Origin of the sequence: Flavobacterium sp. FlaQc-52, from assembly GCF_044007495.1 — a bacterium.
Lineage (GTDB): Bacteria > Bacteroidota > Bacteroidia > Flavobacteriales > Flavobacteriaceae > Flavobacterium > Flavobacterium cupriresistens.
In genome coordinates this window covers 26,697-47,912 of sequence record NZ_JBIPCV010000004.1, presented here as the reverse complement: position 1 = coordinate 47,912, position 21,216 = coordinate 26,697, and the positions used below count along the sequence as shown (strand labels likewise).

Below are 21,216 nucleotides of genomic sequence, written 5' to 3'. Positions count from 1 at the left end.
GTCCTTATGCTGTTACACTATTAAAATTGTAAACCAGTGCAGCAGCCCCTAAAACGGCACTGTTTTTAAGTTGTGATTTTTCTATTTTGAGTTTCTTTAATTCAACAGGAAACATAAAATCCTCAAGTCCCTGCCAAACGGCATCAATAAAAAACTCATATGAATTACTTATGGATCCACCCAGAATTATGGTTTCAGGATCGTAGGCGTATAAAACTATTTTGATAACCTCAGCCAGGTTTTTTCCGTAATCCTTAAAAACTTCCAATGCTTTTTGATCGCCATTTTTGGCTTCCAAATAGAGTTTTTCTCCATCTAATCCGCGGGAAGTAAAAAACCCGCTGGCGCAATATTGCTCGATAATTCCATCCTTATAAGAGATGCTTCCTATTTCTCCGGCTCCGGTGTTTACTCCTTGATACAGTTTGTTTTCGATAATGATTCCGCTGCCAAGCCCCGTTCCGATAGTCACTCCGACAAAGTTTGTAGCGTTCCTTCCTTTTCCGAAGAAATTTTCGCCTAAGGCAAAACAATTCGAATCATTATTCACATACACCGGAATTTTAAAATGATTCTCGAGTATTTTTTTCAAGTGAACTTCTTTCCAGGATGGTATTGCAACTACATCGTATACAATACCTTCTTTCCAGTCTACTACACTTGGCACTCCAATACCAATGCCTTCACAATCGGGCTGATAAACTTGTTCTATGGCTTCTATTAATCGGTCTAAAACTATTTGTTCAGATTCTTTGGCGGGTGTATTTAACAGACATTCGGAAATTATTTCATTCCCTAAAATAAGGCTGGTGTGAATTTTTGTTCCTCCCATGTCAACGCCTATAATTTTTCTTTCCGACATTTTTACAACTTTATATAATTATTGATTTTCTTTTGTTTTCTTTACATTTATTATAGCATTATTTACCAATGGTTTAGCCCAAAAACCAATACTGAGAATATATCCGAGCGTACCATACAAAACCGTCATGGCATAACGCAACCCAATTATATCGCCCAGTTTCCCGATTAGTAACGACATAACTGCTCCGCCTACAATACCGGTACATAAAATACCCGAGAAGGCTCCATGATTATTTTTAAGAGAGTTTAATGCCAATGAAAAAACGACTGACCACATTACCGAAAGGGCAAAACCGGAGAGTGGAAATGCGTAAAGTGAAACCTGTGCGGTACCAAACAGCGCAAGAGTCAGACTTATAATAGCGCCTGTGGCAAACAAAATAAGCACTTTACGACTGTCTAAGAATTTTAGCAAAAGCAATCCCAGAATACAGCCTGCCGTTAAAAGTCCCCAGAAATAAGCCACCGCTTCGGCACCAATCGTCTGAGGGGAATATTGATGATAATCGCTTAGAAATTTTGACATCCAATTGGCGATTCCCTGTTCTGTGCCTACGTAAGCAAAAGTTCCAAAGAAGAAAAGAAGCACTGTTTTGTTTTTAAGCAAATCTTTGTAAACGCTCCAGGTTCCTGCTTTTTCGTCTTCCTCTAACTCAACTTTCGGGAATTTAAAAAGCAAAATAATAACGGCCATAGTGAGTGCTGTTAAAGCAAAAATCCAGTATAAGGAAACCCAATTCAGAGTATTGGGAACCAGTTTTGAGAGCATTTCCAGAAACTCGTTTGCATTTGTTCGGTCATGTTTGATGTTGGTCACCAGATAACTGTAAACCAGCGGACTTAAAAAGGAAGCCAATCCAAAAAACAATTGCGCCATTACCGAATTGAAAGCAAAATGTTCTTCACCTCCTGAGACTCTTAACAAGGGATTAATGGCTACTTGCAAAGCGGCCATCCCAATCCCTATTAAAAACAACGAAACCAAAGCCATAGCATAATAAGGAAACAATCCGAACAAGAGTGAACCTACTGCGGCTATCAAAAAGGAAAACGCCATTACTTTTTTCTCTCGGTATTTCTCAAGCAAAACACCTGCTGAGGTTGACATTACACCATAAGCCGCAAAAAACGAAAACGGAAGAAAACCAACCATACCCAATGATAAATGATAACTATTGATAATATCAGGAATCAATGGCCCCATAATGTTAGTCAGAAAAGAAATAACAAAAAAGGTCAAAAACACCAATCCTACTGTTAACTTACTCGTTTTCATTTGTTTGTTTATTAATTAAAAAGTTAGATTTAGGCATGCGTCTTCCCTTTGAATAAAAAAGCCTTATTTTGGATTTCTTATTCGCTTTATTTTAAATAGCTGTACTTCACTATTTACAGAAATGATCTTGCTGTTTTTAGTCTACATTCCAGCCTTTGTATCTAAAAACGGGTTTTTCGCCTTTTAAAGCAGCCACCGGAAAAGTGACTTTTATTGTCCTGCTTTCTTTTGGTACTAATGAGATATAGTTATCGTCCCACAAAACCGGAACTATTGATTTCCCTGAAAGGTCACCAACGATATTTAACTCAATTAAAAACGCGATAGCAGCTGACGGGTTTTTAAGTTCCACCGTAACCTCATAATTATCTTTTTCTTTTTTAATGGTATGCTGAGCGGCTATTTTTACTTTAGGCAATTTATCCAAATCTTTAAAGTCAGCATATTCCATTAAGGGCGTGTGTATCCAGTCTGATTTTTTAAAATCGAATACATCTTTTTTAGTCGACAACCAATAAAAATTATCCGCAATTGATTTTCCATTCTCATCTGATAAATTCATTTTCAGAAAATAGATTTTTGAATATGCTTTATCATCCGGTAAAGCGATCGTTTTGTGCGAAGCATTTCCATTAACCGAAACCGTTTCTTCCTTTTCGAAAATTACTTTTCCGTCAAAATCAAATACCTTGACCTGAGCTTTCAATTTTTTAGTTTTCTGCGGATTTAAATTGCTCACATAAACCGCGTTATCACCATAATTATAGGCAATATTTATCTGACGCGCGCCTAATCTTGCTCCATAAAAAGCGGCATTTGGCAAGAGATTGTAATCCCAAAACTGCCAGATTAGTTTTGGCCACGGCGAGTTAAACATCCATTGTACGATTCCTGTCGTATTGCTTCTGTTTATTGCAAAAGCTTCGTACATCGAACGCATCGATTCTAAATTTGAGGCCTGACTTTTAAAAGTAAAATCTTCAACATTATTTTGAATTCCGTATCTGTTATTGAAAGCCGTTGTGAAACGCTCAAGGGTTTGAAATTCATTTCTTCCACAATGAAAATCCCAAGTTGTATTTATAGGCCATAATTTATCTTCGGGAATCATGCTTTTTACAACTTCAAGGGAAGGAACCTGAGGCCCGGGCCCTGTCTCGGTGTTAAAGCCAAAAGCACCACCGTTCTCTGTGTCCACAAACCAATAATTGGGCGCTACATATTCATAAGGACCATTCATTTTTACCCCCGTTTTTCCCGAAATTGTACTTTCCATTCCTTTGCAAGACATTAAAAGAGGCCTTGAAGTATCAATTTCTTTAAACAAAATGTTGTATTTTTCTTCCAATTCCGGACGAGGTAATTTATCACTTCCCATTACCCAGACAAAAATACTCGGATGGTTTCGCAGCCAATTCACGTGATCGCGGGTATAGTTGATAATGAGATTCATGTCTTCGGGAGTTTTGATCGACATAAAATCATCTTCCGGTTTATCCAGGTACCCTTTCCATTCCCATTGACAGCTCCAACCTACCATCATCAAAAGTCCCATTTCATCGGCCATTTCGTAAATTCTTTCGCTATTTCCCCAAAAACCTTCCATCCTAACCGTGTTCATGTTAGTTTGTTTTACGTATTCTAATTGGGCTTTTACTTTTTCTTCGGTATCGTTTAAGAACATTCCATCGACCCAGCCTCCGCCTTTAATCAGAACTTCAACACCATTTAATTTATAACCTCTGTACCCTTTTGCAGTGATATAATCCTCCACTTCACGGATTCCGAAAGAAGTAGCTTTTGAATAGGAAACTTTTTTATTCGTTTCAATAGACAGCGTCAACGTGTACAAGTTTGGTTTTCCTAATTCGTACGTCCACCACAAACGTGGATTTTTAATATTCAACTGTTTAAATTCCGAAGATTTAAAAACAATGATTCGCTTCTCATAAGGCTGAAGTGTTACTTTCTTTTCGAAAGTGATGTTTTCAATTTTTCCTTTTAAAAGTGTTTCTACCGCTTCGTTGGTATGGTTTACAGCCTCAGCCGAAATTTCCAATGTTGCATTCTTGTATTCTTTTTTATCAATTTTTGAGGTCACAAAGATGTTATTCAGACTTGTTTTGTCTGAAATTTTAAGCTTTACAGGTCTCCAAAGTCCCAATTCGCGATCCGGTGCCATAGGTGCCCAATCGACAAAACCAATTGAGGGCTCATCCGGCTTTTGATGAAAAACTTCAACAGCAAGCACATTCTTTCCCTTTTTTATCTGTTTTGAAATGTTTAAAGTAAATATTCTGAAACCTCCGAACAAACTGTCTGCAGCAGCAATCTTACTGCCATTCAGCCAAACATTGGCCCGATAATTAATCCCTTCAAATTGCAATTCTGTATTTTTTGAGGCGTCTTCAATAACAAATTCATTTCTATACCACCAAGGCACTCTAAATCGTGTCGTATCTACTTTACTGATGTTTTCTCCCATAAAAATATCAGCGTATTCTTTATTGGCAATTAAAGAAGCCATCACCGTTGACGGAACTGTGGTTGTATACCATTTTGAAACATCAAAATCGGCTACAGAAATCTTATCTCCCGAATTGTTTATTTTGGCAGATGATGCTATAGTCCAGCCTTCTTTTAATTGTTGCTCGAATTTTACATTTTGAGCATTTACAGCCATCATGCTGCTCATTACCCAAAAAAGAAATGAAATTAAAGTAGCATTAGTATAATTTATATTCTTCATAATTTTTCTTTTAATCTAATTAGGGAGATTACTATTGGTTAACATTTAGAGTTTGAAACATTTTGGTCTTCTGACTTAGTCATTTAAATTCATCATTTTTTTACTACAAAACAAAAAAGGATATATTTCACTAAAACAAATTAAATGCTTCTAAAAAAGGTTAAAAAAACTAATAATTAAAACATTTTTAAGCATTTAATTAAAAACCACAAAACAAAAGTAGTCTTGTAATTGAATTGATAATGGTATATTTGCGATAATTAATCTTCATTTTGCGAATATTTACTATTCCAAAATTCGAAGCAAACTAGTCCTTATTTTCAGATTTCATTTTAATGTAAAGCACTGTATCCCAATTAACATCTAATAAAAATGACACCCAAAGTATTATTGTTAGTTAACTTTTCTGAAGAATATGGCCGAGGGCTTTTAAACGGAATTGCGAAATATTCCAGACTATTTGGCCCGCTTAACTTTTGCCGGATTCCAATTGTAAGCGGAAATAAAAAGGATTTAAAAAATGCCATTTCGTGGGCCAGAACCTGGGGTGCTAATGGCATTATAGCGCAAATTGAGAATGAACAGGTATTTGAAAAATTGCTTTCGTTAAACATTCCGATCATTGCGCAGGATACTAACGAACGTTTTGCCGGCATTCCAAACATTACCGGACTTTATAAAGAAACGGGACACATGGCCGCTTCTTATTTTATCGAAAAAGGCTTTAAGAATTTTGCTTTTTATGGCTTTGATAATATAGTCTGGTCACGTGAACGATGTGAAGGTTTCTGCGAAAAAGTGAAAGAAGTCAATTGTAACGTTCACATCTACCAACATCAAAAAGAAGAAACTCCGCCACTATGGAGCTACAAAGAATCACAACTTGCCGATTGGCTTAAAGCTTTACCAAAACCAATCGCCATCATGACCTGCGATGATAATCAGGGGCAACATGTCACCGAAGCCTGTAAAGCCATTGGTATCAACGTTCCCGAACAAGTCTCTGTGCTTGGGGTCGACAATGATCTGAGTATTTGCAATCTGTCTGATCCTCCTTTGTCGAGCATTTCTTTAAATACTGAAAAAGCCGGTTTCGAAACAGCACAGCTTCTTAGTAAAATGATGCAAAATAAAGAAGGAATTTACAACGATATTCAGGTAGAACATTTACAAATAATTACCCGCAGATCAACCGATTTTCTGGCGGTAAACGATAAAGAAATAAGCAAAGCGCTGCATTTTATCTATTACAATTATAAAGAAAGAATTGCCGTAGATGATGTTGTGAAAGCCACCGCATTGTCGAGAAGAGTTTTAGAAAAAAGGTTTCAATTGGTTTTAAAACGAAGTATACTGGACGAAATCAATACTCTAAGAATCAAACAGGTCAAACAACTTTTGATCGAAACAGATCTGTCTGTCACAGAGATTTCAGATGTTTGTGGCTACACGGACATTAAAAATCTTTCGAGATATTTTAGCCGACACGAAGGGGTTAATCCTTTAGAATTTCGAAAATTGAAGCAATTGAAATAATTAATAAAGTGTCTTCTAAACCTTAATAGTATAAAGTTTAAGAACCTAAAACATCTTTTTTCAAACGCTTCCATTTTATAAAAAATACAATCGAGCAAATCAATAAAAGCAAAGACACTATTGAAACACTAATCAAGGGAACAATAAATTAAACCTGAAACTTGAAACAAAAAAACAGGAACCAAAAAACAACATCAATTCAACCACCAAATACTGACATTCAGAATCGCAGCAAAAGCAACCCAAACCATATACGGAATTAATAAATACCCCGCTGTTTTGTTGATTTTAATAAATTTCAAATACGTTTCATAAATCATCAATTCTAAAACTGCAATCTCAATCAGAGCCAACATTGGGTTTTTCAATCCAAAGAAAAGATACGACCAAATCGCATTTAACGTCAATTGAATCAAAAAGAAACCCAAAGCCGTTTTCACCTCTTGATTTTGTTCTTTTATTTTATCCCAAACCAATCCTGCTGCTACCGCCATTAAAACATAAAGAAACGTCCAAACCGGCATGAAAATCCAATTGGGCGGATTAAAAGCTGGTTTTACAAGCGTAACATACCAAGTCTCAATACTGGGTCTTGTAACCGTACTGGCAGAATAACCCACTAACAAACAAACCATTAAAGCAATTACAATTCGGACTATTTTATTCATTATATTTAATTTTAAGCCAAAAATAGACAAAAATGGACTTTAAACCATATAAGTGATGTAAGTTCAGGAAAGTCTATGCGCTACCTCATATTGTCTCACATCACTTATATGGTTTAAATATGCCACTTTTAGCATCAAACAAATAAGAAATGAGCTTTGAACCCTATAAACCAAACAAGCAAAGTAAAATCCAAGCGCTGCCTTATATTTTCTTACATCACTTATATGGTTTAAATATTCCCCTTTTAGCATCAAACAAATTAAGAAATGAGCTTTGAACCCTATAAACCAAACAAGCAAAGTAAAATCCAAGCGCTGCCTTATATTTTCTCACATCACTTATATGGTTTAAATATTCCCCTTTTAGCGCCAAATAAATAAGAAAAAGTATCTTTGTCAAAATTTTATATTTCATGTTTACAGCAACTGATTTTATTCCAAATAAATATACTTCGGATATCGAAAAAGGTAATTTTGAGTGGAGCGCTCCCAGCAATATTGCATTAGTAAAATACTGGGGCAAAAAAGACAATCAGATTCCGGCGAATCCATCTGTGAGTTTTACACTTAACAATTGTAAAACGATTACTAAACTGGCTTTTGAGAAGAAAGACACTTCGACTTCGCTCAGTACTACTGCTAAAGTTTTTTCCTTTGATTTGCTTTTTGAAGGAAAGCCAAAAGAAGATTTTAAACCTAAAATTCAGAAGTTTTTAGAAAGAATCGAAGTATATCTTCCTTTTTTGAAACACTATCATTTTACGATTGACACTCAGAACACCTTTCCACACAGTTCAGGAATTGCTTCTTCGGCATCTGGAATGGCGGCTTTGGCAATGAACTTTATGAGTCTCGAAAAAGCACTGAATCCTGAAATGACAGACGATTATTTCTTTCAAAAAGCTTCTTTTCTGGCACGTTTAGGTTCGGGAAGCGCCTGCAGAAGTGTAAAAGGAAAAGTGGTTGTTTGGGGAAATCAAGCCAATATTGAAGGAAGTTCTGACTTATTTGGGGTTGAATTTCCGTACACCATTCATGACAATTTCAAGAATTATCAGGACACCATTTTATTGGTAGATAAAGGCGAAAAACAGGTTTCCAGTACCGTTGGACATGATTTAATGCACAACCATCCGTATGCCGAAAGACGTTTTGCTCAGGCGCATGAAAATCTCGATCAGTTAATTGCTATTTTCGAAAGCGGTAATCTGGACGAATTCATAAAAGTAGTAGAAAGCGAAGCCTTAACATTACATGCCATGATGATGACTTCTATGCCCTACTATATTTTGATGAAACCGAACACTTTGCAGATCATCAATGCGATTTGGAAATTCAGAAATGAGACTCAGATTCCGGTTTGTTTTACGCTTGATGCCGGGGCAAATGTTCACGTTCTGTATCCCGAAAACGTTAGCGAAAAAGTGTTACAATTTATTCAGGACGAATTAGTTGTATTTTGTCAGAATGGTCAGTACATTTGCGACAAAATTGGAGATGGTGCAATTGCATTATAATTTTTGTATCTTTAATTAAAAATTCAGATTATGGACATTCAATTAGAAAAACTCGAGTTGATCAAAATGTTAGCAGATACAGAAGATCCGGCTATCATTCAGTCCATCCGCAAAATTTTTAAGAAAGAAAAAAAAGATTGGTGGGAGGAGTTGACGGAGGAGCAAAAAGAAGAGATTAAAGAAGGGGAAAGACAAATTGAACGTGGAGAATACTCTGATTTTGAAACTTTCATTCAAAAATACATCTAAGATTTAAGTAATGAGGCAAATTGTAATTTCAGATTTTGCTAAAACTAAAATCAAGGATATTTTAGAACATATAGAGAATAAATGGTCAGAAAGTGTTCGTCAAAAATTTGCTCAAAAATTATACTATTGCCTAAAAGTTATTCGAGAAAACCCTGAGGCTTTTCCAAAATCTGAAAGCAATAAAAAAACGCACAAATGTGTTATTACAAAACAGACAACAATTTATTATAAATTCAATATTAAAAGAGTTGAGATAATTGCTGTTTTTGACACCAGACAAGACCCAAATAAAATAAAGAAAGACATTAAATAAATTATGAAAGGACCATTATTTTACTCGAAAATATTACTTTTTGGAGAATACGGAATTATCCGCGATTCCAAAGGACTTTCTATTCCTTATAACTTTTACAATGGTGCTTTAAAGAAAACCGAAGAACCTTCGGCAGAAGCTATTGCATCAAACGCAAGCCTGAAACGTTTCGTAGACTATCTTGAAACTTTACAAACAGAACAACCGGAATTGGTTACTTTTGATTTGACTACATTAAAAAATGATGTTGAAACAGGTATGTATTTCGATTCCAGTATTCCACAAGGATACGGAGTTGGAAGCAGCGGTGCTCTTGTAGCGGCGATCTACGATAAATATGCTACAAATAAAATTACCGTTTTAGAAAATCTAACTCGCGAAAAACTGTTACAGCTTAAAAATATATTTTCTCAAATGGAGAGTTTTTTCCACGGAAAAAGCTCCGGTTTAGATCCTTTAAACAGTTATCTAAGCATTCCAATCTTAATCAATTCTAAAGACAATATTGAAGCAACCGGTATTCCGACTCAAAGTTTTGACGGAAAAGGCGCTGTGTTCTTATTAGACTCCGGAATTGTAGGCGAAACGGCTCCAATGGTAAATATTTTTATGGAAAACCTAAAAGACAAAGGTTTCCGTACCATGCTTAAAAACCAGTTTGTAAAATATACCGATGCCTGCGTAGAAAACTTTTTACATGGCGACATGAAATCGTTATTCACCAACACCAAGAAACTTTCTAAAGTTGTTTTGAATAACTTCAAACCAATGATTCCGGAACAATTTCACGGAATCTGGCAACACGGAATTGACACAAATGATTATTACTTAAAACTTTGTGGTTCTGGCGGTGGTGGTTATATTCTAGGTTTTACTGAAGATTTAGAACGCGCTAAAGTTTCGCTAAAGGATTATAAATTAGAAGTTGTTTATCAATTCTAATTTATAATTTCTCCAAAATTTTACCGTTCCAATAAGTAGAATTCAATTCTATTTGCCTTTTTTGATTTTGTTGCTTTGTCTGATTTTTTTATAAAAATTTAAACTAAACATGTCAATATGAAAAGTATCTTAAGAATTATAAGGACTACTCTTGTGGGAGGAATTCTTTTTTTGGTTCCGCTTGCCATATTTTTTATTCTCCTTGAGAAAGCCTATCATATTGTACAAAAAATAACACTTCCTCTATCGAGTCATTTGCCTAAAGTAAAGATATTAGGATTGGCGCTACAGGAAATAATCGGATTAGTAATCATCATCGTTATCTGTTTTTTAGCAGGTATAGTTGCCAAAACAAAAACGGCAAAAAATCTGGTTACTAAACTTGAAGATAAAATTTTAAGCCTGATTCCGGGATATTCGTTTATGAAAGGCATAAATGAAAACATATTCGGAACTAATGATGAAGAGAATTTAAAGGTAATTTTGGCTCGTGTAGATGATGGTTGGCAGTTTGCTTTTTTGATCGAACAAATTAATGAAGATCATTTTACCGTTTTTATTCCGGATGCACCAAATCCAATGGGTGGAGGCGTTTATTTTATGGAAAAAGAACGAATCAAAGAAGTACCGGTTTCACAAAGAGAAGCGCTGCAATGCATAAGAAAACTTGGATTTGGTTCTGCAGCTCTATTAAAAGATGTACTTTAGCATTTAAATCCATTAATGCTAATTAAAAAACAATAACCTCTAACAAAAAAATGTTAAGCAGAAAGAATAAAATTTTGGCGATGAAAGTTATTAGTTTGTTCTCTGTAGTGAGAGGTTACAACATTCCGATCATTGTTTTAGCACAGTATTTATCTGCCATTTTTATTTTGGCTCCCGAAAAAAGGGCTTTAGATATCTTACTTGATTTTCGCTTATTTTTAATCGTTTTTGCTTCCGCTATTACCATTGCTTCAGGTTATATTATCAATAATTTTTACGACAGTCAGAAAGATTTAATCAACAGACCCAATAAATCGATGTTGGACAGACTGGTAAGTCAGAAGACCAAATTATCGGTTTATTTTACTTTGAATTTTATTGCTGCATTAATGGCTCTAATTGTTTCCTGGAGGGCTTTTTTCTTCTTTTCGGGTTACATTTTCCTCATTTGGTTTTACTCCCATAAAATAAAAAAATACCCTATTGTCGGGAATTTAACTGCCGCTTTACTGGCTGTTATTCCTTTTTTTGCCATCTTACTCTATTTCTACAACTCTATATCATTTGAAGAGATTGAAAACCACATGAGTCACTTTGCGGTAATTTCTGCCCACGCCATGTTTCTGTTTTTATTGTTATTGATTCGCGAAATGATAAAAGATTTAGAAAATCTGAAAGGAGATCTGGCTAACAATTACAAAACTATTCCAATCATATACAATGAAAAGGTTTCAAAACAAATCATAACGGCCCTGACGTTTTTGACTATACTACCCGTTTATATTTTAATCAATATTTACGATGTGGGTTACATGGACATTTACTTCTATGTCTGTTACATATTTTTGCTTTTTTTCCTGCTTTATCTCTGGAAATCAAATACAAAAGAGCAATTTTTACTGCTTCACAACACGCTAAAATTCTTAATTGTATCAGGGGTTTTCTGCATTGTTTTGATAAACCCAAGCGTTTTATGGCATGGAAAGAGTTTGCTGCTTAAGATTTGATTTCTATATATGAAGATGTAAAATGTCACGTGTAAGATCTAAGATGAAACTGTAAACGGAGACAGAGACTGAAAACTAAATCACAACACTCGGTAAATCAACAAAAAAACAAGGCTATCAATCTAAGAACATTGAACTTAGGATTATTTAGCAAGAATAAACTATCTTTGCACAAATTACAGAATTTATGAACAATAAGGAAGGCAATAATAAAAGAGGTGGTTCTAGACCAAATAGCTCCAGATCAAACTCTAACAAGCCAAAACCTGCCATGCAAAAGCGTGCTCAAGGGCCGAAAAAAGTAAAACCTGCCGTGAAAGCAGCGGAGGAAGAAGCGGCACAAAAACTTAAAAAACAAAATCAGGCACCTAAAAGACAAAAAGCTGCTGACGAAATCCGTTTGAATAAATATATTTCGAATTCAGGAGTTTGCTCACGTCGTGATGCCGACATATACATTCAGTCTGGAAACGTAAAAGTAAATGGCGTTCCGGTTACTGAAATGGGATATTTAGTAAAATTAAATGATGTTGTAAACTTTGACGGTGTTACACTTACTCCTGAGAAGAAAGAATACATCTTGTTGAATAAACCTAAAAACTTTACCACTGCTCTTGACGAAGGTCAGGAATACCGTAATGTTTTAGAATTAGTTCGTGGTTCTACTACAGCTAAAATTGCTCCAATTGGAAGAATGGACAAAAACACAACCGGTTTGTTGTTGTTTACAAATGATACTGATATGATTCGTAAATTTACTTTACCAAGTCAGAAATCATCTAAAATCTATCAGGTTTCTTTAGATAAAAACCTGAAATATGAAGATTTAGAAAAAATCAGTAAAGGTTTAGTTCTTGACGGACACCGCGTTTTTGTAGAAGAAGTGAGTTATATCGACAATGAGCCTAAAAGCGAAATTGGACTTAAATTACGTTCTTCAAATGTAAAAGTGGTTCGTGCCGTTTTTGAACATTTTGATTATGACGTTTTACGTATCGATCGTGTTTCATTTGCAGGTCTTACCAAAAAGAATTTACCAAGAGGTAACTGGCGTTTTCTGACGGATCAAGAAATCATTAATTTGAAAAACGTTTAATTAACGTCTCAAATAAAAATACAAATCCTATTTTGCTTCTGTAAAATGGGATTTTTTATTTTATAACAATTCTGACTAAGGGAAATATTAAAAGAAGTTATGTCCGAAAAGGGTAAAAATGGACCTTCCTAAGCTTGCTTGGTTTTTATCGTCTACCGTTTCGTAACAGGAGAATCCAAGTATTATTTTGATTCCGGGATGAATACTGTTTAAGATATCTCTTTTCTGCTCTTCCAGCAATAATTTTAAACTATCTAAAAGCTGAACATTATTCTTAAGATACGAAACGACCAGTAGTGCTGAAAAATTAAGAATTTCTCTGGCGGTTTCACTTTTGATTCCGACTTCATTAGAAATCATTTCAGAGATCCTTCCTTTTTTGTTAGCGAAAATCTCTTTCAATAAACCATTTCCTTCTAAGCGATAACAATCGTCAACTGATAAAATTCTACCGGAGGCAAAATCAACCTCTCCGTAAAATGTTGAATCCTCCTCTATCGATGACACTATTTGCTTATAGAAACCCGAATCCTCCGCTTTATTATACAATCCCATCAGAACTGTACCTATTGAAACATCAATTCCCTTTATTAAAAGAGCATCATTTTCAAAATAAAACTTATTCAACTTTGAGACAACATTAGAAGATATGAAACGTCTAAGTTCAATTTGTAGGTTCGGAGTCATACTATTTATTATTTTTAGAATTATTTAAATCCATTCAAAATAATCGACAAAGTGGGGCTTTTAATCGTTTATCTGGATAAAAATATAAAATATTTTAACATTTTCAAAAAATATGTTTAAAATTCACTAAAGGATTTACTGCTTATTTAACATCGAAAGCAAAAAGCCTCAATAAACATAACCCTTTCGTTATCAAAACAAAGGAAAAAAAGAAGGAAAGAAAATTAAAATATTTTTTGAGGAAATCAAAAAAATAAGAAAAAGCTTAAATCTTGAATGAAGATTTAAAACAATAAACTTCGATTCTGCCATACTATACTTATGAAAATCCCTGTAAAAATGATGCAAAACAAGAAGTTAATAAATCCCGAAGCAAGGAACCCCAACAAGGATCCTGTTGCCGCTTTTAAGGCGCGACGATGGTTTTTGGAATCATAAATAAGCTCCCCGATTAAAGCACCAAAAAAAGGTCCTAAAATTACTCCAAAAGGAATTGGAGAGAGAATCCCGACTATTAATCCAATATTAGTACCCCAAATTCCGTAGGAGCTTCCGCCAAACTTCTTTGTTCCCTTGGCAGGAATAACATAATCCAAAATGGTAATAATTACGGTTATCAAAAGTGTAATTCCCAAGAGCCAATAATTATTTTCGACAGCCTTGGTTAAGTACAACAACAACAAACCCACCCAACAACTGGATAATCCGGGTAAAACCGGTAAAAAACTACCAAAAATACCAACAATTACACATACAAAACCAAGTAACACCAATATTAAATCCATATTTTTTTTGTAAATTCGTTCTTACAAGCAATTTAATCAACTATAACAATGTCAAGACTTTTGTCCTTATCTTTATTTTGTTTTTTGATCTTTATGAGCAATGTAAATATACACGCACAGGCCAAAAAACTTTCAATAGATGACCAATTAATTCAAGACAGTATTTATAAAAGTAATAAGAAAAAAGTATTAAATTTTTCTATGAAAGATTTTAATGCTCTTTTCCTCGAGTATTTTAATCGCAGGAGTGATCCAAATATTGTATTAAGCAAAACAGAATTTTATAACTATACCGTTCAGATTGCCACTTTTTCAGATCGACTTTCGGCTTTATATCCTGAACAGAAAGAAGTTGCAGCACAAAACAAAGAAGAATGGCTTTCAAAAAGCTATGAAGAATATCTCCAATACAAAGCATCCCAAAAAAAATAATCGTATTTTTACAACCGAATCAAATCAGTTTCATTCAACATCAAAATCTTGAGACAACTTCTTCTTTTTATAGTCGTTTTACTTTTTAATTCTTGTCAATATTTTGAGAAGCAGGTTCCGTCTGAAAAAGAATTACTGCAAAAAGAACTAAAGTCTATTAACTGGAAAGAAGTAGATGAATTCCCCTCTGTAGTAGATTGCGAAAAAATAGCGGATAAAAAACTGCGTCAACAATGTTTCTTCGAAAAAATGGCACAGCTTATTCAGGAAAAATTAGATATCGATTCCCTTTCTATCCTTTATCCCGAGCTTGATACGATTGAAGTAAAAGTGACCGTTTTTCCTAATGCTACAATGCAATTTGAGCCTCAATTCCCAAAAGATTCTGTTGCTTACGACACAATCAAGATTGACAGTATCCTGCACGCGCGTTTAGTCGATTTCCCTAAAGTAAATCCTGCCATCAAACGCGGAATTCCGGTAAAAACCCAGTTTATCCTACCTGTAATTATTAAAGCAAAAGACGCTAAGTAAATTGGTTTAAACCATATAAGTTATGTAAGAAAATATAAGTTTGCTTTAAAATGAACTTATATTACTTACATGGTTCAAATTACACACAGCTTGATTTAAGATTTAAATGTTTGTCCTTTAAATGCTACACTTTAAACCGTCTCTCTTTCCATTCGTAAGAACCGAATAAACTGTACAAAGCTACCGTCGAGCTAAAAAAGGGATATAGGATACTGCTCAGAATCAGATTTTTTATTCTGGTCTTTCTTAAAAACTGATTTGTGCTATAAAGCAATACAAAATCAATTGTAAACTTTGAAAAGACAAACAAAACAAAAAGCTTCCACGGCCAGACTCCAAAGACAAAAAGTACAGTTCCGATTACAAAACTCAGATTTCCGAAGAAAACAATCAATCCCAGCGCCTTTCCAAAAACACTCTGATACGAACTTGTTTTGGCTGCCCAGCGTACTCTCTGATAAAACAATGATTTCCAGTCCTGCGTTGGTTGCGTGTGTACAATTGCAGCTTCCGCTTTTAAATAATGAACTTCTTTTTGACATAATTCTACCCCTTTTTGAAGTAAAAAAACATCATCGCCACTCGCAATTTTATTATTACCATCAAAACCATTTAATTTTTCAAACAAAACTTTTGTGTATGCAAAATTAGCACCGTTACACATAAAGGCTCTTTCTAGTCCAAAACTCCCAATGGTTGCTCCTTGCAAACTGGTAAGATCCAACTGCTGAAAATGGTGCAAAAATGAATCCTCACAATCGTAGGTAACAGCGCCCGCTAACATCGAAACCCTATTCTCCTGAATATAATTATCGAAAGTCAGCAACCAGTTTTCCGAAACGATACAATCTGCATCGGTAGTAATAACCCAATCGGTTTTTACATGTTGCATTGCCGTAGAAATAGCGTCCTTTTTAGGAGATTCCGAAACCCTGATCGTGTCGATCACCGAAACCTGAAACCTGAAACTTGAAACCTCAAAATGATCACTGGACTGATCATCCACCAAAATAACCTCAAACAAATCAGTTGGGTAATTGAGCTTAGAAAAGCTTGCTAAAAGATGCGGCAAATTATCTGCTTCGTTTCTAAAAGGTACTATAATTGTAAAACCCGTTTGAGGCTTTAAATTATTCTCTTTGTACTTCTTTACTTTGGTATAACCATAAATAAGCCACCCAATTGTTAGCACATAAATTGCTAATATGACCAACAAAGCCAGACTCATTCTGCGATTTTAGTTTTAAAATTCAACACATAATAGCTGCCTAAAATAACCGGCAAAACCACATTTAAAAACCACATTAAGGTCGAGATAAAAACAACAATCCATTCATTTACGCCTAAAATTCCGAAGAAATAAATGGCAACACTTCCTTTTACCGCAAAATCCAAAAACTGAAAAGTGGGTAAAGAAGAAGCTAAAAAGTAAACCACTGCAATGGTTGCAATGAGCGTGAAATAAGGCAGTTCGACATCAAAAGCCAGAAATAAAAAATAATACTGATGCGAGAAAACCAAATAACGACAAATCCCCAAAAGTATATTTTTTTGATGAACGGACTTCGGAAGCTCGTTAATCTTATGAAGCAATTTCTCGATGGAGTATCCTTTGATTTTTATTTTCTTCAACGAAAACAAAACAATAAAAAAGAAAAAGAAAACCGCAAACAGTATTGCCACCGTTTTGGTCGTAATTACATTGTATTTGGCATTGAAATACAACAAGCCAAAAACGCCAAAAATCACGGTCAGAACCATTTGAATTCCATTACAGATCAGATTCAGAAAAACCACTTTTTTGGCTTCCGATTTCGAGTAAAACAATGCTTTTCCGGCATATTCCCCTACCCCGTTTGGCGTAAAAATTCCGGCGGTTAAGGCTGCCAAAACTTCTTTGGTGGCTTGTCCTATCGAAATTTCATGCAATACTTTAGCCAGGTTCTGCCATTTTAGAATCTCGAAATAACGATTCAGAACACTCAAAAGCAAAATAAAAGCTATTCCTAAAACGGATTGGTTTTTACGAAATAAAGTAATAAACTTCTGCCAATCGAGTTTGTCGTTGTGCGCCAACTGATCGTAAATAAAATAAAATGCACCGCCTACAATCAAAAGTTTGGCCAGAAGAACGAGGAATTGTTTAGCTTTGTGGGGAATTGAAATCATAGCGCAAAAGTAAGCAATTAGAGAATGTGACCATTTGAAAATTAGAAAATGTGTCAATTTGAAAATGAGACAATGAGGAAATATGTCCTTATCCGTTTTCAACTTGAAACGTGAAACTTGAAACTTGAAACGTGACATGAGACTAGAAGTCAAATTGGCGAAACAAACAAAAAACTTGAAACAAAAACTCTCTTGACAAAAGAACGCATCATATTAGGTATTGACCCCGGAACAACGATTATGGGTTTTGGATTGATTAAAGTCATTAATAAAAAAATGGAATTCCTGCAGCTTAACGAATTGCAACTTTCCAAATATGACAATCATTACCAGAAACTTAAAATCATTTTTGAGCGTACCATAGAATTAATCGAAACACATAATCCGGACGAAATTGCGATCGAAGCACCTTTCTTTGGCAAAAACGTACAATCGATGCTAAAATTAGGTCGTGCGCAAGGCGTTGCAATGGCGGCGGGACTTTCAAGGGATATTCCGATTACAGAATACGAACCCAAAAAGATAAAAATGGCAATTACCGGAAACGGAAATGCCAGCAAAGAACAAGTTGCCAAAATGCTCCAACAGCTTTTAGGCTTGAAAGAACTTCCAAAAAACCTCGATTCAACCGATGGTTTGGCGGCTGCGGTCTGTCATTTTTTCAATTCCGGCAAAATTGTTGCCGGACAAAGCTATTCGGGTTGGGATGCTTTTGTGAAACAGAATGAGGAACGAGTTAAGAAATAGTTTTCAGTCTCAGTTTTCAGTCTCAGAACTGAAAACTGAGACTGGGACTGCAAACTAAAAAAATGAGCGGCATCTACATCCACATACCTTTCTGCAAACAGGCTTGCCATTATTGCGATTTTCATTTTTCGACTTCGATGAAGAAGAAAGAGGAAATGGTTTTGGCTATTGCCAAAGAAATCCGGATGCGTAAAAATGAGTTTAATCTTCTCGACTCCGCTCGAAGTGACAATGAAATTGTAGAAACTATTTATTTCGGTGGCGGAACTCCGTCTGTTTTAGAGAATTCAGAACTACAACTTTTGATTGATACGGTTTATGAAAACTATAGAGTTGCTGAAAATCCGGAAATCACTCTCGAAGCTAATCCGGATGACTTGTCTAAAGAACGAATTTTTGAGTTATCTAAAAGCCCTATAAACCGCCTTAGCATTGGTATTCAGTCTTTTTTTGAAGAGGATTTAAAACTAATGAATCGTGCTCATAATTCGGCGGAAGCCAAGAATTGTTTAACCGAGGCAACTAAATATTTCGATAACATTTCCCTCGATTTAATTTATGGTATTCCGGGAATGACGGACGAAATGTGGAAACAGAATATTGAAACTGCTTTAAGTTTCGGCATTCCGCATATTTCAAGTTATGCTCTTACGGTAGAACCCAAAACTGCCTTGAAGAAACTTATCGATACCGGAAAAATTGCAGAACCACAAGATGAAGTCGCTTCCAATCACTTTATGATTTTGGTAGAAATGCTTCAGAAAAACAATTTCATTCATTACGAATTATCCAATTTTGGGAAAGAAAATTACTTCTCCAAAAACAATTCGGCTTATTGGCTGGGTAAAAAATATATTGGCGTCGGACCCTCGGCACATAGTTATGATGGCGAAAAGAGAGGCTGGAATGTAGCGAATAATGCACTGTATATCAAATCTATTCAAGATAATATTCTGCCGATAGAAACTGAAATTCTTTCAAAATCAGATCGCTACAACGAATACATCATGACGGGATTACGAACCATTTGGGGTGTTTCTCTCGAAAGAATTAAAGATGAATTTGGCACTGAATATTTAGATTATCTGAATCAACAAGCACAAAAATTCTTAAATGACGAATTGCTTTATATTACTGGCAACATTTTAAGACCAACCCCAAAAGGAAAATTTTTGACGGATGGGATAGCATCGGATCTATTTTTCTTAAATTTGAAATGAGAAAATTAGCCACGAAGACACAAAGGCGCAAAGTAAATTGTAAATTCATTTTGCGCCTTTGCGCCTTTGCGGCATAAAAAAACAACTGTGTTAGCTAAAATAAACAACTTCGAAATTGACTTATCTAAACCCATAGACATCTCAATTCCATTAACAAATACCGATGAAAACCCAATTGCCTGGTACATCGAAAAACCAACTATTGAACCCGTAGTTTTTGGAGACTGGATTGGCAAAGTTTCAGAAGGAAAATCGTCAACTAATTTCAATAATATTTTCTTCAACCCACACGGACACGGTACACACACCGAATGTTTGGGACACATTACAACTGATTTTTACAGCATCAATCAATCCCTGACCCAATTTTTCTTTTCGGCAAAATTGATCACTATTGAACCTGAAACAATTGGAGAAGATTTGGTAATTACTAAAGAGCAAGTCCAAAAAGCAATGAGCCTTTCGACTTCACTCCATTTGACCACGGAGGCTTTAATTATTAGAACACTACCCAATCAAAAGGATAAAAAATCAAGAAAATATTCGAATACCAATCCGCCTTATTTAGCTGAAGACGCTGCTGTTTTTATTCGTGAAAGCGAAATCCAGCATTTATTAATTGATTTACCAAGTGTTGACAGAGAGCATGACGAAGGAAAATTGTTAGCCCATAAAGCATTTTGGAATGTAAAAGACACGCTTCATTTAAATCCTGATGCCCGACTAAAAGCTACCATTACAGAAATGATTTATGTTTCTGATGAAGTTAAGGACGGAGATTATATACTAAATTTACAAATCGCTTCGTTTGAGAATGACGCAAGTCCGTCTAAACCAATTTTATTTCAGATTTCAGGTTTTAGACTTTAGATTGCTAATTTCAAATCTGAAGTCTAAAATCTAAAATCAACAATTAATTATGATTACAGTTTCAACCGATAAAAGCAAACTTGACGTTCCGTTTATTCAGCACTTTTTAAAAGACATTTATTGGGCTGCGGGGCGCACAATGGACGAAGTACAACGAACTATTGATGCTTCTGTTTGTTTTGGAATTTATCTTGACGACAAGCAGATTGGTTTTGCACGTGTGATAACCGATTACGTGGTTTTTGCCTATGTCATGGATGTTTTTATTACTGAAGAACATCAGGGGAAAGGTTATTCGTCCATTTTAATTGAGAATATGATGAATGAACCGTTACTGAACGAAATTAAAATCTGGAGATTGGCCACAACCGATGCCCATTTTTTATACGAGAAATTTGGATTTAAAGCATTAGACCATCCCGAAAAAATGATGGAAAAAGTGATCAAATGAAAACAGTTATCAAATTAGAAGAATTAGGTTTATTTATCCTCGGTATCTATTTATTCAGCCTTCTGAGTTATGAATGGTGGTGGTTTTTAGTACTGATTTTAGCACCCGACTTATCCATGTTGGGTTATACCGTTAATGCTAAAACGGGAGCGTTTTTCTACAATTTATTTCATCATCGTGGAATTGCTGTTTTGTTTTATATTTCAGGTTGTTACCTAAAGATTGAAATGGCCCAGCTAATCGGAGTAATTCTATTTTCTCACGCTGCAATGGATCGCTTTTTTGGTTACGGTTTAAAGTACGAGACCGGTTTTAAAAACACTCATTTAGGAGAAATTGGTAAAAACTAAACTTTAAAAACCTATTAACTTTCTTCTATCGAATTGTCTTTTGGTA

At 35.0% G+C, this 21,216-nt stretch carries 23 protein-coding genes; 15 read left to right on the top strand and 8 right to left on the bottom strand.

What is annotated here, in order from left to right:
* Nucleotides 1–4 precede the first annotated feature (4 nt).
* The 3 genes from ACHRV5_RS08965 to ACHRV5_RS08955 all read right to left on the bottom strand — a co-directional run bounded on the left by ACHRV5_RS08965 (nucleotide 5) and on the right by ACHRV5_RS08955 (nucleotide 4,889).
* Nucleotides 5–862 carry an ROK family protein gene (locus ACHRV5_RS08965; RefSeq protein WP_395426517.1) on the bottom strand — a complete coding sequence of 286 codons (858 nt, stop codon included), beginning with the start codon at nucleotides 860–862 and terminating at the stop codon, nucleotides 5–7.
* A gap of 18 nt (nucleotides 863–880) precedes the next feature.
* The gene (locus ACHRV5_RS08960; protein WP_395426516.1) at nucleotides 881–2,140 is read right to left on the bottom strand and encodes an MFS transporter; all 1,260 of its coding nucleotides are present in this window, start codon (nucleotides 2,138–2,140) and stop codon (nucleotides 881–883) included.
* Nucleotides 2,141–2,276: 136 nt separating this feature from the next.
* Nucleotides 2,277–4,889, bottom strand: coding sequence for a glycosyl hydrolase 2 galactose-binding domain-containing protein (locus tag ACHRV5_RS08955; RefSeq protein WP_395426515.1), 2,613 nt, complete (start codon nucleotides 4,887–4,889; stop codon nucleotides 2,277–2,279).
* A 372-nt stretch (nucleotides 4,890–5,261) separates the two neighbouring features.
* On the opposite strand from ACHRV5_RS08955, the gene ACHRV5_RS08950 reads away from it, so the two are divergent.
* Entirely contained in the window at nucleotides 5,262–6,425 is a 1,164-nt protein-coding gene (locus ACHRV5_RS08950; RefSeq protein WP_395426514.1) for a substrate-binding domain-containing protein, read from the top strand.
* Between the two features lie 194 nt (nucleotides 6,426–6,619).
* Here the strand turns inward: ACHRV5_RS08950 and ACHRV5_RS08945 are convergent, their stop codons facing one another.
* The gene (locus ACHRV5_RS08945) at nucleotides 6,620–7,093 is read right to left on the bottom strand and encodes a TspO/MBR family protein (protein ID WP_395426513.1); all 474 of its coding nucleotides are present in this window, start codon (nucleotides 7,091–7,093) and stop codon (nucleotides 6,620–6,622) included.
* A 413-nt stretch (nucleotides 7,094–7,506) separates the two neighbouring features.
* On the opposite strand from ACHRV5_RS08945, the gene ACHRV5_RS08940 reads away from it, so the two are divergent.
* The 7 genes from ACHRV5_RS08940 (at nucleotide 7,507) to ACHRV5_RS08910 (ending at nucleotide 12,925) form a co-directional block, all read left to right on the top strand.
* Entirely contained in the window at nucleotides 7,507–8,610 is a 1,104-nt protein-coding gene (locus tag ACHRV5_RS08940) for a diphosphomevalonate/mevalonate 3,5-bisphosphate decarboxylase family protein (protein WP_395426512.1), read from the top strand.
* Between the two features lie 30 nt (nucleotides 8,611–8,640).
* The gene (locus tag ACHRV5_RS08935) at nucleotides 8,641–8,859 is read left to right on the top strand and encodes a hypothetical protein (RefSeq protein WP_230004364.1); all 219 of its coding nucleotides are present in this window, start codon (nucleotides 8,641–8,643) and stop codon (nucleotides 8,857–8,859) included.
* A 10-nt stretch (nucleotides 8,860–8,869) separates the two neighbouring features.
* Nucleotides 8,870–9,172, top strand: a complete 303-nt coding sequence (locus ACHRV5_RS08930) for a type II toxin-antitoxin system RelE/ParE family toxin (RefSeq protein WP_230004363.1) — start codon at nucleotides 8,870–8,872, stop codon at nucleotides 9,170–9,172.
* Nucleotides 9,173–9,175: 3 nt separating this feature from the next.
* Nucleotides 9,176–10,114 carry a mevalonate kinase gene (locus ACHRV5_RS08925; protein WP_047777768.1) on the top strand — a complete coding sequence of 313 codons (939 nt, stop codon included), beginning with the start codon at nucleotides 9,176–9,178 and terminating at the stop codon, nucleotides 10,112–10,114.
* Nucleotides 10,115–10,231: 117 nt separating this feature from the next.
* Complete coding sequence (locus ACHRV5_RS08920) at nucleotides 10,232–10,822, top strand: DUF502 domain-containing protein (protein WP_230004362.1); 591 nt, start codon at nucleotides 10,232–10,234, stop codon at nucleotides 10,820–10,822.
* A 50-nt stretch (nucleotides 10,823–10,872) separates the two neighbouring features.
* Nucleotides 10,873–11,829: a geranylgeranylglycerol-phosphate geranylgeranyltransferase gene (locus ACHRV5_RS08915; protein WP_395426511.1), complete on the top strand. Its 957-nt coding sequence runs from the start codon at nucleotides 10,873–10,875 to the stop codon at nucleotides 11,827–11,829.
* Nucleotides 11,830–12,016: 187 nt separating this feature from the next.
* Nucleotides 12,017–12,925, top strand: a complete 909-nt coding sequence (locus tag ACHRV5_RS08910; protein ID WP_047777762.1) for a pseudouridine synthase — start codon at nucleotides 12,017–12,019, stop codon at nucleotides 12,923–12,925.
* An 87-nt stretch (nucleotides 12,926–13,012) separates the two neighbouring features.
* Here the strand turns inward: ACHRV5_RS08910 and ACHRV5_RS08905 are convergent, their stop codons facing one another.
* Together ACHRV5_RS08905 and ACHRV5_RS08900 are read right to left on the bottom strand one after the other, a co-directional pair.
* On the bottom strand, nucleotides 13,013–13,612 hold the full coding sequence (locus ACHRV5_RS08905) for a DUF937 domain-containing protein (RefSeq protein ID WP_047777760.1): 600 nt from the start codon (nucleotides 13,610–13,612) through the stop codon (nucleotides 13,013–13,015).
* A 284-nt stretch (nucleotides 13,613–13,896) separates the two neighbouring features.
* Nucleotides 13,897–14,397: a DUF456 domain-containing protein gene (locus ACHRV5_RS08900; protein WP_395426510.1), complete on the bottom strand. Its 501-nt coding sequence runs from the start codon at nucleotides 14,395–14,397 to the stop codon at nucleotides 13,897–13,899.
* Between the two features lie 93 nt (nucleotides 14,398–14,490).
* On the opposite strand from ACHRV5_RS08900, the gene ACHRV5_RS08895 reads away from it, so the two are divergent.
* Nucleotides 14,491–14,829 (top strand): hypothetical protein, encoded by a 339-nt coding sequence (locus tag ACHRV5_RS08895; protein ID WP_047777756.1) that lies wholly within the window; start codon nucleotides 14,491–14,493, stop codon nucleotides 14,827–14,829.
* A gap of 48 nt (nucleotides 14,830–14,877) precedes the next feature.
* The gene (locus ACHRV5_RS08890; RefSeq protein WP_047777755.1) at nucleotides 14,878–15,363 is read left to right on the top strand and encodes a hypothetical protein; all 486 of its coding nucleotides are present in this window, start codon (nucleotides 14,878–14,880) and stop codon (nucleotides 15,361–15,363) included.
* A gap of 124 nt (nucleotides 15,364–15,487) precedes the next feature.
* Here ACHRV5_RS08890 and ACHRV5_RS08885 read toward each other — a convergent pair whose 3' ends face one another.
* On the bottom strand, nucleotides 15,488–16,591 hold the full coding sequence (locus ACHRV5_RS08885) for a glycosyltransferase (protein ID WP_395426509.1): 1,104 nt from the start codon (nucleotides 16,589–16,591) through the stop codon (nucleotides 15,488–15,490).
* Nucleotides 16,588–17,532, bottom strand: a complete 945-nt coding sequence (locus tag ACHRV5_RS08880) for a lysylphosphatidylglycerol synthase domain-containing protein (protein ID WP_395426508.1) — start codon at nucleotides 17,530–17,532, stop codon at nucleotides 16,588–16,590. Before ACHRV5_RS08880 ends, ACHRV5_RS08885 begins: the two co-directional genes overlap by 4 nt.
* A 192-nt stretch (nucleotides 17,533–17,724) precedes the next feature.
* Here ACHRV5_RS08880 and ruvC point away from each other — a divergent pair, with 192 nt between their 5' ends.
* The 5 genes from ruvC (at nucleotide 17,725) to ACHRV5_RS08855 (ending at nucleotide 21,170) form a co-directional block, all read left to right on the top strand.
* Nucleotides 17,725–18,279: a crossover junction endodeoxyribonuclease RuvC gene (ruvC, locus tag ACHRV5_RS08875; protein WP_082210647.1), complete on the top strand. Its 555-nt coding sequence runs from the start codon at nucleotides 17,725–17,727 to the stop codon at nucleotides 18,277–18,279.
* 62 nt (nucleotides 18,280–18,341) lie between these two features.
* Nucleotides 18,342–19,499 (top strand): radical SAM family heme chaperone HemW, encoded by a 1,158-nt coding sequence (gene hemW / locus ACHRV5_RS08870; RefSeq protein ID WP_395426507.1) that lies wholly within the window; start codon nucleotides 18,342–18,344, stop codon nucleotides 19,497–19,499.
* Between the two features lie 87 nt (nucleotides 19,500–19,586).
* On the top strand, nucleotides 19,587–20,369 hold the full coding sequence (locus ACHRV5_RS08865) for a cyclase family protein (RefSeq protein ID WP_395426506.1): 783 nt from the start codon (nucleotides 19,587–19,589) through the stop codon (nucleotides 20,367–20,369).
* Nucleotides 20,370–20,418: 49 nt separating this feature from the next.
* Nucleotides 20,419–20,820, top strand: a complete 402-nt coding sequence (locus tag ACHRV5_RS08860; RefSeq protein ID WP_395426505.1) for a GNAT family N-acetyltransferase — start codon at nucleotides 20,419–20,421, stop codon at nucleotides 20,818–20,820.
* Complete coding sequence (locus ACHRV5_RS08855) at nucleotides 20,817–21,170, top strand: DUF4260 domain-containing protein (protein WP_395426504.1); 354 nt, start codon at nucleotides 20,817–20,819, stop codon at nucleotides 21,168–21,170. Before ACHRV5_RS08860 ends, ACHRV5_RS08855 begins: the two co-directional genes overlap by 4 nt.
* Nucleotides 21,171–21,216 lie beyond the last annotated feature (46 nt).